At 33.2% G+C, this 13,737-nt stretch carries 11 protein-coding genes; 2 read left to right on the top strand and 9 right to left on the bottom strand.

The window, feature by feature from the left end; all coding sequences use genetic code 11:
* Positions 1-17: 17 nt before the first annotated feature.
* Complete coding sequence (locus ACZ1AQ_RS06100; RefSeq protein ID WP_489632064.1) at positions 18-1,058, bottom strand: agmatine deiminase family protein; 1,041 nt, start codon at positions 1,056-1,058, stop codon at positions 18-20.
* 229 nt (positions 1,059-1,287) lie between these two features.
* Between ACZ1AQ_RS06100 and ACZ1AQ_RS06105 the strand changes: the two genes are divergently transcribed.
* Complete coding sequence (locus ACZ1AQ_RS06105; protein WP_489632051.1) at positions 1,288-2,823, top strand: choice-of-anchor I family protein; 1,536 nt, start codon at positions 1,288-1,290, stop codon at positions 2,821-2,823.
* 53 nt (positions 2,824-2,876) lie between these two features.
* Here ACZ1AQ_RS06105 and ACZ1AQ_RS06110 read toward each other — a convergent pair whose 3' ends face one another.
* From ACZ1AQ_RS06110 to ACZ1AQ_RS06135, 6 genes are all read right to left on the bottom strand, one after another.
* Positions 2,877-3,764 (bottom strand): carbon-nitrogen hydrolase, encoded by an 888-nt coding sequence (locus tag ACZ1AQ_RS06110; RefSeq protein WP_489632052.1) that lies wholly within the window; start codon positions 3,762-3,764, stop codon positions 2,877-2,879.
* Positions 3,765-3,896: 132 nt separating this feature from the next.
* A complete protein-coding gene (locus ACZ1AQ_RS06115; protein ID WP_489632053.1) occupies positions 3,897-4,262 on the bottom strand; it encodes a VOC family protein in 366 nt (121 codons plus the stop codon).
* Positions 4,263-4,276: 14 nt separating this feature from the next.
* Positions 4,277-5,128: an HAEPLYID family protein gene (locus ACZ1AQ_RS06120; RefSeq protein WP_489632054.1), complete on the bottom strand. Its 852-nt coding sequence runs from the start codon at positions 5,126-5,128 to the stop codon at positions 4,277-4,279.
* A gap of 121 nt (positions 5,129-5,249) precedes the next feature.
* Positions 5,250-5,669 (bottom strand): DUF1801 domain-containing protein, encoded by a 420-nt coding sequence (locus ACZ1AQ_RS06125; RefSeq protein ID WP_489632055.1) that lies wholly within the window; start codon positions 5,667-5,669, stop codon positions 5,250-5,252.
* Between the two features lie 92 nt (positions 5,670-5,761).
* On the bottom strand, positions 5,762-6,634 hold the full coding sequence (locus ACZ1AQ_RS06130) for a DUF808 domain-containing protein (protein ID WP_489632056.1): 873 nt from the start codon (positions 6,632-6,634) through the stop codon (positions 5,762-5,764).
* A 274-nt stretch (positions 6,635-6,908) separates the two neighbouring features.
* Positions 6,909-9,623 carry a S8 family serine peptidase gene (locus tag ACZ1AQ_RS06135; protein ID WP_489632057.1) on the bottom strand — a complete coding sequence of 905 codons (2,715 nt, stop codon included), beginning with the start codon at positions 9,621-9,623 and terminating at the stop codon, positions 6,909-6,911.
* Positions 9,624-10,159: 536 nt separating this feature from the next.
* On the opposite strand from ACZ1AQ_RS06135, the gene ACZ1AQ_RS06140 reads away from it, so the two are divergent.
* Positions 10,160-10,990 carry a M57 family metalloprotease gene (locus ACZ1AQ_RS06140; RefSeq protein WP_489632058.1) on the top strand — a complete coding sequence of 277 codons (831 nt, stop codon included), beginning with the start codon at positions 10,160-10,162 and terminating at the stop codon, positions 10,988-10,990.
* 84 nt (positions 10,991-11,074) lie between these two features.
* Here the strand turns inward: ACZ1AQ_RS06140 and ACZ1AQ_RS06145 are convergent, their stop codons facing one another.
* Complete coding sequence (locus ACZ1AQ_RS06145; RefSeq protein ID WP_489632059.1) at positions 11,075-11,329, bottom strand: hypothetical protein; 255 nt, start codon at positions 11,327-11,329, stop codon at positions 11,075-11,077.
* Between the two features lie 261 nt (positions 11,330-11,590).
* The gene (locus ACZ1AQ_RS06150) at positions 11,591-13,462 is read right to left on the bottom strand and encodes a M61 family metallopeptidase (protein WP_489632060.1); all 1,872 of its coding nucleotides are present in this window, start codon (positions 13,460-13,462) and stop codon (positions 11,591-11,593) included.
* Positions 13,463-13,737: the final 275 nt, after the last annotated feature.

A 13,737-nucleotide genomic window follows, 5' to 3' on the forward strand; every position in this document is an offset into this window, starting at 1 on the left:
TGTTCTTTAATTTGTATTTACTCTGGAATTTGTTGACTCAAGCAATGCAAAGTTCCAAATCCCCAAATAAAATCAATAGCACTAATTCCTATGATTTCTCTATCAGGGAAACATTCTGAAAGAATATTCAAAGCTACTCGGTCATTAGCATCATTGAAAGTAGGCACCAAAACACAGTGGTTTAAAATTAAGAAATTAGCATAACTAGCTGGCAAACGCAATCCATCAAAATCAATACGTTTAGGCATTGGTAAAGTAACAATCACAGGTGCTTGACCATTTTCTAGTTTCGCATTTTGTAGACGTTTTAAGTTGTCTTGCAAAGGTTTGTAATTGCTATCTTCTGGATTAGTTTCAACAATGGTTACAATCGTATCTTCATTTACAAATCGGCATAAATCATCAATGTGTCCGTGAGTATCATCTCCTTCGATACCATCTCCAAGCCAAATGACATTGGTAATGCCTAAGTACTCTTTAAAAACCGCTTCGTAATCTTCTTTGGTAAAACCTTCATTACGCACCTGAATCGTAGGATGCATCAAGCATTCTTCTGAAGTTAACAAGGTACCACGTCCGTTTACATCAATGGCGCCACCTTCTACAATTACGGGCTTTCCTTTGTAGGTAACTTGAGTTAAAGGAAGATGTAAATGTTCGGCTATTTTGCTCGGTACGTGTTTGTCTAAATTGATGTTTTTATACTTAGCCCAGCCGTTAAAATTGAAGTTTAAGGCCTCTCTCTGATTTCCATTTTTTACAATGATTGGACCAGAATCACGCATCCAACTTCTATTGGTTTTATGAATGATGAAGGATATCTGCTCTAAATTTACTGTAGCCATTGTTAGCAATTCAGTAACTTTCTCTCTTTGTTTTTCATCGGCAACTACCAAAAACACAGTTTCGTAGGTGGCTACTTTTTTGATGAATTCTACGAAAGCCCATTGTACCGCTTCGTATTTTCCAGGCCAGTCTTTTCCGTTATGTGGAAAACATAATAGGATTCCTTGTTGTTTTTCCCATTCTGCTGGGAATCGTCTTTTTGAAGTTGTAATCATATTTGTTTTGCTAATAGTTTGCAAATATAAAGATTCCTTAGAGGTAATTTGCGTAATTCTGAATGAATTCAAGTTAACCTAAATGAAATAAAAACTAAACCTTATGTTAATATTTACTCAGAAAACATTAACAAAATAAGCCTTTTTGTTAATGTTTTCATATTCATTAGTAAATATCCTTTTGTGATTTGTAATTTATTTTTGGATTAATTAACCAAATAAAATTATGATGAAAAATTGCAATTTCATAATATTGTTAGCCCTTTTTACTCTAATAAGTTGCGATAACACTAGCAATTCTGCAGGTACTGATGAAGAAATGGCTTTAGAAAACCCGAGTACTTTTAAAGAAATTGGTTCTATTGCCTTAGGTGGAGCTGGTGCCGCCGAAATTAGTGCTTTTGATGAAAAAACTAGACGTTTGTATACTGTTAACAATAGCGTTACTAATCAAATAAGTGTAATTGATATCTCAAATCCTTCTCAACCAACTTTAATTTCAAATATTGATTTGAGTAAATTCAATGGAGCGGCCAATAGTGTAGCAGTCAAAGATGGGAAACTTGTAATAGCATTAGAATCAAAATCAAATAAACAAGATAATGGTAAAGTTTTGGTTTTTGACACAACTACACAAACTTTACTAAAAGAACTTTCCGTAGGTGCTCTTCCAGATATGATTACATTTTCACCCAATTGGAGGTATATTATTACGGCTAATGAAGGAGAACCTAATGATACCTATACCTCAGATCCTGATGGGTCTGTATCAATCATTGATGTAGCGAATAATTATTCGGTTACAACTATTAATTTTAGCGGATTCTCCAATCAATTCAGTAGTTTAAAAACGAAAGGGTTTCAAATTGCTAGTTTTTCTAACCAATTTGTTTCGGATATAGAACCTGAATATATTACAGTTTCTAATGATTCTAAAACAGCATGGGTAACATTACAAGAAAATAATGGTATCGCCAAAATTGATTTAACTTCTAAAACCCTTTTGCAAATTTTTCCATTAGGATTTAATGATTTTAATTTACCTAATAATGCAATTGATATTAGTGATAAGGATGGTGGGATTTCTTTTGGTACATGGAAACTCAAGGGAATGTATCAACCTGACGCGATAAGCTACTTTGAATTTAATGCTATTCCATATTTAGTAACAGCTAATGAAGGAGATGCACGTGAATATTCAGGTTTTGTAAATGTTCGAAGAATCAATCATTCTTCAGTAGTTTTGGATCCCTTTCTATTTCCGAATGCTGCAGCACTCAAAGCTGATAACGTAATGGGAAGGTTAAATATTAATGTAAAAATGGGTGATACTGACGGAGATGGTGATATAGATGAACTAATCACTTTTGGTACACGATCTTTTGCAATTTGGAATGGAAATACAGGTCAATTGGTTTACGATAGCAAAAACGAATTAGACAAAAGAGCCTTCGAATTGGGACTTTATGATGACAATAGAAGTGACGATAAAGGAACAGAACCAGAAACAGTGCATGTTGCGACTATGGGAGAACTAAATGTTTTGTTTGTAGGCTTAGAACGTTCTGATGCAGTAATGATTTATGATATAAGTAATCCACTTCTTCCCGTTTATTTACAAACTTTAAAAACAGGTGATGCTCCAGAAGGGTTATTATTTATTCCAGCTGATAAAAGCCCAACTAAAAGAAGTTTGCTAGTGGTCAGTAGTGAAGGGGATGGAACAATTAAAATTTACCAACCCAATTTATTAGAAAACTAAAAAAGAAAAGGTGCTAAAAATTAATTTAGCACCTTTTTTCATAAGATTGTTATTTAGTCAATAGCTCTTTTAGTTATATCTCCAAAAGCATCGATTCTTCTGTCTCTGAAAAACGGCCAATTCTGACGAACGTTTTCTTGTAAATCCAAATCTACTTCGGCGATTAGTATTTCTTCTTTATCGTGTGAAGCTTGCGCTAAAATTTCGCCTTGTGGTCCTGCAATAAATGACGAGCCCCAGAATTCAATTCCAGCTGTTCCTTCGATGTATTGTTCCAAACCAATACGATTGGCTGCTGCTACATACACACCATTGGCTACCGCGTGACCTTTCATCACATTCATCCAAGCGCCGTGTTGGTTTTCGCCATATTGTTCTTTTTCTAAAGGATGCCATCCAATTGCAGTTGGGTAAAACAATACTTCAGCTCCTTGCAAAGCAGTTAGTCTCGCTCCTTCTGGATACCATTGGTCCCAACAAATTAATGTTCCAATTTTTCCTTTTTGTGTTGGGAAAGCTTTGAAACCTATATCGCCAGGTGTAAAGTAGAATTTTTCATAGAAGTGCGGATCGTCTGGGATGTGCATTTTGCGATATAATCCTGCTTCGGTTCCATCAGTATCAATAATGTAAGCGCTATTGTGGTAAATTCCCGCCATTCTTTTTTCGAAAAAAGGAACAATGATTACCACGCCTAATTCTTTGGCTAAAGCCGAAAAAGCAGTAAATGAAGTACTGTACAGAGGTTCTGCCAAGGCAAAATTTTCTACGTCTTCGCTTTGACAAAAATAATGACTGCTATATAATTCTGGTAACGAAATAACTTCTGCGCCTTGTTTTGCTGCCTCTCGAACCCAGTGTAAACATTTTTTTAAGTTGTTTTCAGCAACATCGTTGAGGTTTAATTGAATAACCGCTATTTTGTATTTTTTATTAGGCATAACTTAAAATTTAGAGTGCAAAAGTAGTTATTTTTTCTAAAGAGTTCTAATGAGGGAAAATGAAAGTTGGGTTTGTTGCCAAGCTATCATTGGTTTTGTTGAAGTTTAATTGTAAATAGAATTTATTTTTTATCAAGGATTAAATGCTCCAAAATGCCAAAGAATCCCCGAAGGATCGTGTAAAAAACATTCCTTTCCCCAATCGAGATATCGAATAGGAACTAATTTCGCAGTTGGATACTTTTCATTTAAATGCAAAGCTTTTAATGATTCCCAGAATTCTTCTACATTTTCAATTTCCATAAAAACCATAGTATTGTCGACCCAGTCTTTTACGTAAGCATTTTGTAAATAGAAACCAAAATTAGCGGTGCTGAAATAACTCATATTGCTAGAGATTATACTTTCGTTAAAGCCTAGTTCTTTATAAAATAATCTCGATTCTGTGTAATTTTTTGAGCCTATAAAGGGGCGGATGGATTTGGTTTTGAATTGCATTTTTTCTGATTTTTTTAGTGTATTCCTTTTGGTTCATAAATGAGACGGAAGAAAGTACTAAACCGTTCGTTTTCTTTACTTATAGGAATTCCGGTAACGATACCAATCAATAAATTGTCAATTATTCCAACACGCATTTGAGGCCTTATGACCATATCGAAAGCGCCATTATGAATCTCTTTATTCAATTCTATTCCAATAAAGTTACTAGTTCCAGGAATCATATAATGGAAATTAGTATTGATTTGCCACGTAGTTTCGATATGATTGTTTTCAAATTCGTGTTCTATCACTGGCCCAGTGTAAAGTAAAGTATGAAAATTGTTTCCCCATCGTTTTGCAGCAACAAAAAAAGGATTGTAAATGTTACCAATTATGGCTTTCGATTTTCCATAATCTGAAAAACTCGGTAGTTCGAATTCGTTTAAGTAGGCAATTGCTAGTGTGGTTTTGTTTTTTTCAGATACATAAAACGAGTATTGTGTAGCTAGTTTTAATCCATCTATGGCATTTTTCGGAATGGTTGCGCCGCTGTTGTTTGGAGAATAAAAAGTGAATGGAACTTCAATTTCTAAACCTAAACGATCAATTACTGCCCACTCATATTCTACAAATCCATTGTAAGAGTCAAATGAATTGTTATCTTTTAATTCAAAACCGACGTTCCATTCTTTTTCTCCTTTTCGTGCACCTAAATCTCTAATTAAATCAATATAAAGTGGTTCTGCGTGAAGTACTTTGTCTGGATGTAATTTGTTTTCTACAGCTTCAATGTATAAACTGTCTTTTTCTTTTCTACTATCATTTTGACAGATAACAATTGAAGGGCATAGAATGGATAGTAAAACAATAAAAACCTTTTTCATTTGATTGAATTTATTTTTCTAGTTTAGTTTAGTAACGTTGCTTTAATTGGATCTATTAGAACGTTAAAAAGCAGTATAATAGTCTTTTTGCTTTTTTGAAATAGTCTTTCTAATTCTTGATTTATGACGCGAAGCGAGTCTTTAAATATTCGATATTGGCTTTCATAATTATTTGCAATTGTTCTAGATCGATATCAGTGAGTTTAGTAACATATAAACAAGCTTTTCCTCTTTTGAATTTTCCTAAACTCGTTAAAAGGGATTCGTGCTCCTCGAGTCCGGTAAAAACATACAACGAAATAGCGGATTTTCGTGGTGAGAAACCAATTAGAGGCGCATATCCTTCGTGTCCACTTTCGTATTTGTAATGATATTTGCCAAAACCAATGATTGATGCTCCCCACATTGTAGCTTCGCAACCAGAAACTGCCTGCATAATTTCAATCAATTGATGGCTATCTTTTTTCTTTTGTTCTGAATCGGCAAATTTTTCAATAAAATCAGCTACACTTTGATTGGTTTCGATCGTTTTTTGTGCCATTTTTTTTAATTTTTATTTAAAAATAAAGTTAGCTTTTATTTTGTAAATAAAACAAAAGCTAACTTGTAATTAATTGAAAATAGGGTTGTTAATTATTTTTTGCCCAAAAATTTCTTTATAATTGTTACTACGAGTAGTGAAATGGCGCCAAATACTAAGCCTAATAAAGGCTCTTTGATGAAGCTAGGAACTTGTGGCAGAATGTGATGTAAATAATCGATTTGATGAGCAAAAATTCCACCAGCTACCATAATTAAAGCAATTGTTCCGATTACTGCTAAGCTTTTAATAACTTTAGGCAATGCGTTTACTAAGAAGCTTCCCGTTTTGGTCAAAAATCCATTTTCTTTGCTACTAAGTTGCATTAGTTTGAAACCCATATCATCCATACGAACAATTAAAGCTACAATACCGTATACACCAATAGTGGCAATGATGGCAACTATAGAAACTACCGCAATTTGAGTTGTAATTGATTGCTCTAAAACGGTTCCTAAAGCAATGATTACAATCTCAACAGATAGGATAAAATCTGTAACAATAGCTGCTTTTATTTTTCCTTTTTCTTGTGCTAGAATTTCTTCTTCAGTGAAAGATTGCGTTATAGAAATCTCAGCTTCGTGATGATGATGCGGAAAGAAATATTCATAAATTTTTTCGGCACCTTCATATGCTAAATAAAGACCTCCCAAAACTAAAATTACTTTAATGGCGATAGGAGAAAAAGCACTGAGCACAAAAGCTATGGGAAGAATGATTAGTTTGTTCAACAAAGAACCTTTTGTAATAGCCCACAAAACGGGTAATTCTCTTGAAGAAACAAATCCTGAAGCTTTTTCGGCATTAACGGCTAAGTCGTCTCCTAAAATTCCAGCTGTTTTTTTGGTAGCAATTTTACTCATTGCTGCCACATCATCCATAATTGCTGCGATATCATCTAAAAGTGCAAAAAAACCTGATCCCATGTATAATTGTTTGGTTTAGTTAAAGTTATAGCTAAAGAGCTAATTTTATTATTGATTTTTGTTTATTGATTCAGCTAAACTACTACATTTTTGATTGAATTTCCATTCGTTTTTAGATAAATTTCACTTTTTTTAAAGCTCTTTCTTTTTGTTTATATGTGATAAGGAAGCATCTGAATTAATTGTCTAGATAGAAATATTTAATCAAAAAGAGAATCAACTTCTTATAGGTTGAAGATAATTTTTATAATGAAAAAGTAATTTTTAAATAGTTTTAAAACACGGCAATTTTTCCAGTTTGTGCTTCGCCAGTGCTGGTTACGATCTTATAGATGTAAACACCTGTGGAGTTAATTTTTAAATTGACTGTGTTGGTTTTTGAATACAAAGGACAGGTCATTTTATTTTGACCATTTAGATTGTATAAATAAAACGTAGCTTGATCTTCTTTTTTGGCTTCTACGATGAGTTCTTGATTTTTTTTCAACAAAGTCGGATACACAAAAAAGAAATCATTTCCGAGATAGTTAGCATCCAGAATTGAAGATTTTATGATTTTGTTGTTTTGCAAAACGATATTGATTCGATATTTATTATTCCCTTTGGTTGGGTTTGGATCTAGAAAAAAGAACTCTTTGGAGTTGATGTTATCTATTGTAGCGAGGATACTTTCTGCGTTATTGACCACTTTTGCAAGTTCAATTTTTTTTATGTTATACAAGCTGAAAAGACTTGCTTTTATTTTGATTTTATCTTCTTCAAAAATTTCGGCAAAAGAAAACTCAAAGTAGCAATTTGAATTGGCTGGAAATTGTAGAGTAGCTTCACTTTTGATCCCTTCATTATTGTTAAATAGGGGAGCTACAGTAACCGTTTTTTCATTGCTAAAAGTGTAAGAAGTATTGGTGGTTTGTGTTTTAAACTGCATTTTATCCCCAATTAATTCATAAAGGTTAAATGATACTACATTTTTAGGTTTTTCCCAAGTAATTTCGGTTGTTCCATCACAAACCAAAGAGGTGTTGATGTTTAAATCATAAGAAATAGTAAACGTTTCAGAGAGGTAATCGACGCCTCCAATGTTCATCTTTAGTTTTGCTTTAGTAAATTTTTGCTCAGCAGGAGTAAAAGTAAACTGTTTATTATCTAGAGGAATTGAACTGGCAATGATTTCCCAAGTTTGTCCGTTATCATAACTAATAGATAATTGCCCAGAAGTACCTACAAATGAGGAAGCCCATTTGAAAGGCGATATTGTCCTTCCATCATATGGGAAGTTATCGTTTTGCAAAGGATAATTCCACTCAAAATGGTTGTTTACTTCGTATTCATAAGCAATGCTATACTCTTGAGAAACTGAGGCGAGAGTTTTACTACTGATTTGAATGGTGTACGTTCCCGTTGTAGGGTTTTCTACTACAATTTGTTCTATGTTGTTGGTTTTGTCTTTTCCTCTTGTTGCGGGTTGTTGTGGGGTCTCTGGGTTAAGTACCCAAGGTAAATAAGTTGTATTGTTTGGAGCAATTAGTTCTAAATCAAGGTCATTAATCAAACTGATATTACTGTTGATCGCTGCGGGTAAATCGTTCCAAACCATTGTTATTTTCAGGGTCTTAATATTTGAGGGAATTGTTATAAAATGTGAATTGGTTTGATTAGAAATTGAAGTCCCGTTAAGTATTCTATTATCACTAATAGTTTTTAAGGCTTTGTAAGCGTCAACATTTCCGTAACCATAATTAAAGTCAGGGCCAATATTTCCTACATCTTTGGCACTATTTATTAAAATGGCTTTGGTTTGTGTATTGGTCAATGTGGCATTATTGATAGATTGATAATGTTGTTTCATAAGTGTTATGACGCCAGTAACTATTGCTGTAGCGTTAGATGTTCCTAGTGTGCTATAGGCTACTACTTCAGGTTTTACTCGCCCGTCGTATGCTGGACCTTTGGAGGAAAAGGGCAAGATTGCTTCATTTTGGTCTATACAACCTATTACGATACTATTTTTGGATTGTTTAAAATTTCCTGTAATAGATTTAAACCCCTCGATTCCTTTATTTCCTGATGAAAAACAATGAGTCAAATTGGGATTGAGAAAGAGTTGTTCATCATAGGCATTGGCCAAAGAACCATAAAAGTTTTCAATGAAGGTACCATACGAATGATTCTGAGTGGTCAAACCTTGAAAAGAACTGATGTCATCAGGAAATATCTTTAAATAATCAGAGGATTGTATTTTTGACTTTGGGGCAACTCCTTTTCCTAACACAGAACTATTTCCTAGGCCAGAAACTATTGTAGCCATTGCACTCGCGTGACTTGATACGGAAGTTGGCTGCGTAGTTGAAGGAATATGTTTGTTCAATAAATCAATATCATTTAAATCGAAGAAATCATCTTTGATAGATACAATTTGGTTCTCCCCAGTTGCTATTGGAAAGTAGGTGTTTGCTTTGGTAATAGTATTGATTATGAAGTTTTGATCTACTATTTTGCTTTCTGTTTTAGGTTGAAATGATTCTTGGGTTACAGACACAACGCTGTTGAAAGCTATAATTTGCAGTATTTTATCAGAATTGCATTTTACATTTATTAATTTGTCGTTGATAAATGTTATTGGTACAATAGAAATTGATTTCAAATCAGCGAGTAGCGATTTCAAATCATCAGTGCCTAAAATGTATTGTTCGTCTCGCTGGTGTATGGAAAAGTCAACGGGTAGTTTCCAGAGGTTATTTATTGGAAGTATTTCCTTGGATAGCCTATTGATAGTAGTGCTTTTGTTTTCAATGATGCCAAAGTTTTCGTCTAGTTTTTTCACTACTTTGTATTGCTGGCTATAGGCATTTTGCAAAGTTGTGAAATAATATTTTTGACTCCTTTTTTGGTTATCGTATTCTATATATTGTTTCCATTTACCAACGTTTTGAGAAAAGCAGAGAGTTGTAACTAAAAAGTGTAGTAGGTAGATAATTCGTGTTTTCATGTATGTTGGAACATTTTACATTTTTATTAAATCTAATGAAAACTAAAAGTAAGGTTTGGGGCTTACATTTTGTTGACACAAAAGGCACTGTTTAATTTTTATTATCTTCTTATTTAATGAGTTACCTTTTTCTGTTTGAATCAAAGTTATTAAAATATTTGTAACAATATACCTATTGAATGTTCTTTGAATAAATAGCAACAAGTTTCTTAAGGTTATTACTTGTGATTGATTAGTATTGAATATTCATTTTTTTTCTGATGTGTTCAATAGTAATTACAGACTTGAATGTTTTTTAAAGCTAAAAAATGTGTTCATGTGTCTAAAAGCTTGATTGTCTTTTGTTTATGTGAGCTATTGATTTTGCTGGCTTTTTGCTAATATGCTGATTAACATTGGCTTAACAAAATCATAATATTTTGTTAATTTTTTTGTTTTCATAAGTTTTATAATACTAATAATATTTAGCTTTGAGTATAATATTTTGGTAGAGCCCCCTCAAAATCAACCTATTAACTAACCTAAAAAATTAACAAATGAGAAAATTAAAAACAATTTTCGCAGTGTCATTAGTTCTATTGACACTATTCTCTTGCAACAAAGAAGATGATACTAATTCATTAAACCAAGAAGCTACTCAAATTTCTCCTGAAATTTTGGGAAAAATTAGCTCACTTTCATTAAATAATAAAGATGTTAAAGTGGTAAAAAACACCAAATTAGACGGTACTACAGAAGATGCCTTTTTGATTGAAGGGTGTATCCTAATGACCAAAGAACAATTGGACAAAATGGACCTTCATGGAGGAATAACTACTGAACAGTATCGTACAAATAATTTAGTGTCTGCACCAAGAACCATTAGAGTTGTTGGTCTTACCGGAACTGGTACTTCTGCATTATCTACAAATATGCGTGCGGGATTACAAGCTGCAATTAACAGATATAATAGTCTAGGATTGTCTCTTACTTTTACGCTTACTTTTAGTTCAAGTACTACTGGTGCAAATATAGTGGTAAGAAGACAAACAGGATCTGCAGGTGGTGTAGCTGGTTTCCCTTCTGGAGGATTACCTTACAATACTGTAACATTGTACTCAGGATTAGATAGTTATTCAACTGGAGTGAATGCACACGTTTCAGCTCATGAAATCGGACACTGTATAGGTTTGCGTCATACCGATTGGTTTAGCCGTCAAAGTTGTGGATCAAATCAAAGTGAAGGTACAGCGGGTGTTGGTGCTGTTCATATTCCTGGTACACCAACAGGTTACGATGCTACGTCCTACATGAGAGCTTGTTTTAGCGGAAGCGAGACGGGTGCGTTTAACAGCAATGATATAACAGCTCTTAACTATTTATACTAGAGATTGATTGGGGGCTTTATCAAATTAGGAAGGCTGTCTCGTATTGTTGAGACAGCCTTTTTTTATTTGAAAAATGTATAAGATTTATATTTTTTCATCGGCACCAACTTCTTTTATTTGGTCTAAAATGTTGGTTTGATTCGGAGAAATGTAATTTTTTGTTTCAATAGGTGTTTCTTTTTTGAAAAGAAGATCTAAGGCATTGTATAACTTTAATAAAACGTCTCGGTCTTGTTTATCAATTTCCACCGCACTGTTAAAATTAAAGACGTAATTGTTGGAATTACGAACTTCTACTTTGATGGTTTTTGGGGTGATTTTAAATTTAACAATATCCATTCTCTACATTATTGATTGTACAATACATTTCATTTTATGACCCTTGGAGTGTAATCTACATTATAGGTTGTCAGCAAAGCTAAAGAAAATCAGTAAAAGAGAGGAATAAAAATGAGAGTATTTCATACTTTTTCAAATTTGTAATTTACTGTTGAATTTGAGAAGAACTCTTATTCGCAGTAACTTTTTTGATGGGATAAAAATTAAAAGGTCATGATTTTTATTCAAATCATGACTTTTTCCTAGCAAATATGTTTATAGTTATCCTTTCAGCCAAGCCTGGTTTAGTGCTTTTTTGGATTCGTCGGTGAATTTATATCCTATTCCGTCTACATAGTTTAGTTTGGCTTTGCCTTTCAACTCGATGATTTGACCATTTCTTTTTACTTTCATGCTCACTGGTTCGTCTTCATCAATCCCGAAACCGGCAATTAATACATTGGTTGGGTTCGAAGCGTCTATAGCAGATTCGTTCATTTCAATGATTTCGTCTCCATCTTGCATTCCAATTGATGTCATAAATACATTGGTATTGTCTGGAGAAAGTACGGCAATTGCTTTTTTGTTAACAGTATCAATTTTAAGATTTGGTCCTTTGTTATTCATGAATACGACCAAAGTTGGTTCTTTGGCAGGTACTTTGCTCACACCAACTTTTTTTAAGTATTTCTCATAATCAATAGGAATTCCTTTAACGATATGATCTTGAATAAAGTTACCCACTTCAGGGTTGGTCATTGCGGTAATTTCAGGAATTAAATCTTGGTCATCAAATGGTTTTGTTGGGCCATATTTTTTTGACAATCTTCCCATTAATTCTAATACGCCATTTTTACCGCCCGAAGCTTCCCGAAGCATGATATCAATACACATGGCCATTATAGCGCCTTTTTCATAAACATTTGGATATTGTGCTTTCATGTTGGGTTCCAGAACATTTTTGCTCATTTCTGTAAATGATAAGTTGTCATTATACATTTTTTTGGAGTTTTTTTCTTTAGCAGCCATTTTTGCATAAAACTGTTCTTCGTTCATTAATCCTTCATGTACTTGGAAATGATTGGCAAAATATTCTGTAAATCCTTCATACATCCACAAATGTTGTGACATTTTTGGGTTATTAAAATCAAAGTCTTGAATTTCTTTAGAGTGAACATTCAAAGGTACAAGTGTGTGAAAAAATTCATGAGAAATGGTATGAATCAAATCTTTGCTTTTCATTGTTTCTGTAAAAACAGCTGTGGTAGAGGTGTTGTGTTCTAAAGCGCCAATTCCATGAGCATCATCTTTATTATTTGTGGTAATATAGTTTAGAATAGCATATTTTTTTGTGTTGTTTATTTTTCCTAAATAAGCTTTTTGAGCACTAATCATTTTTTTTATATCTGGCATAAATGCTTCAGCATTTAAATTTTTTTTGTTGGGAGAATAAAAGCTCAGTAATAATTCCATATCACCAATGCGTGCGGTTGCGATATCAGGTTTGGCATACATGATGGGATGATCTACTAATTCTGCATAACGTGTAGTAATGAATAAATCGCTTGTAGCAGAGGAGTTTTTATCATCTAATGCTGAACTTGCTACGATATCCGCTGGATGATTTATGGCCACTTTATAAGTTATGTTTGCTTTGTCTGTGAAGTATCCTAAAAAACCACACATATTTAGCCAAAATTGTTTTCCTGCGAGAATGTTTGTTCCAGCAGGAGAAAAAATGGTCTTACTATTGGCATCAAAAGCTTGCCCTTCTTCATTGTCAAAAGTATCATTGACTTTATAAGTTATGGTGGCTAAGCTGGGTGCATTGCTTATTTCAAAAGTGTTGACATCTTTTTTTGTGATAGTAAGACTATTGCCAGATTTGTCGAATGCTTTAAAATCTTCGATATAACGGCCATAATCTGCTATGGCATATGTACCAGGGATGATTTTTGCAAAATGGTAACTGATTGTTGGAACCGAAAAGGGAGGTGATTTGACTGTAACTTTTACTTGGTCATTTTCTACTGTGATTAAATCAAGTGTGGCCTCTAAGCTTTCTTGTGATGTTGTACTAGTGGCAGTGCGCGTTGTACTACAAGACGTAATAACCAACGCAAGGGCTAAACTGAATACTAATTGAATTTTCATGTTTTTTTATTTTAGAGTTGTGGTATTAAGGTGTTGATTTTTAAAACTTTAACTAATTTACAAAATGTTTTTTAATAGTTGCTTTTTTTTAAATCTTGTGATCAAATTGATATCGTAATTTTTTTGTTCTTATGAATGACAAAAGGTGTATCTAGCCCCGATTACTATGATATATACAAACTAAAAATTTATTTATTTTTTAGTTTAAAAAAAGACATAACAAGCCTTCGAATAAGAATTACACGAAGGTTTGTTGTGCCTTTCATAAGTTATTT

Source organism: Flavobacterium sp. UM26, from assembly GCF_057922445.1.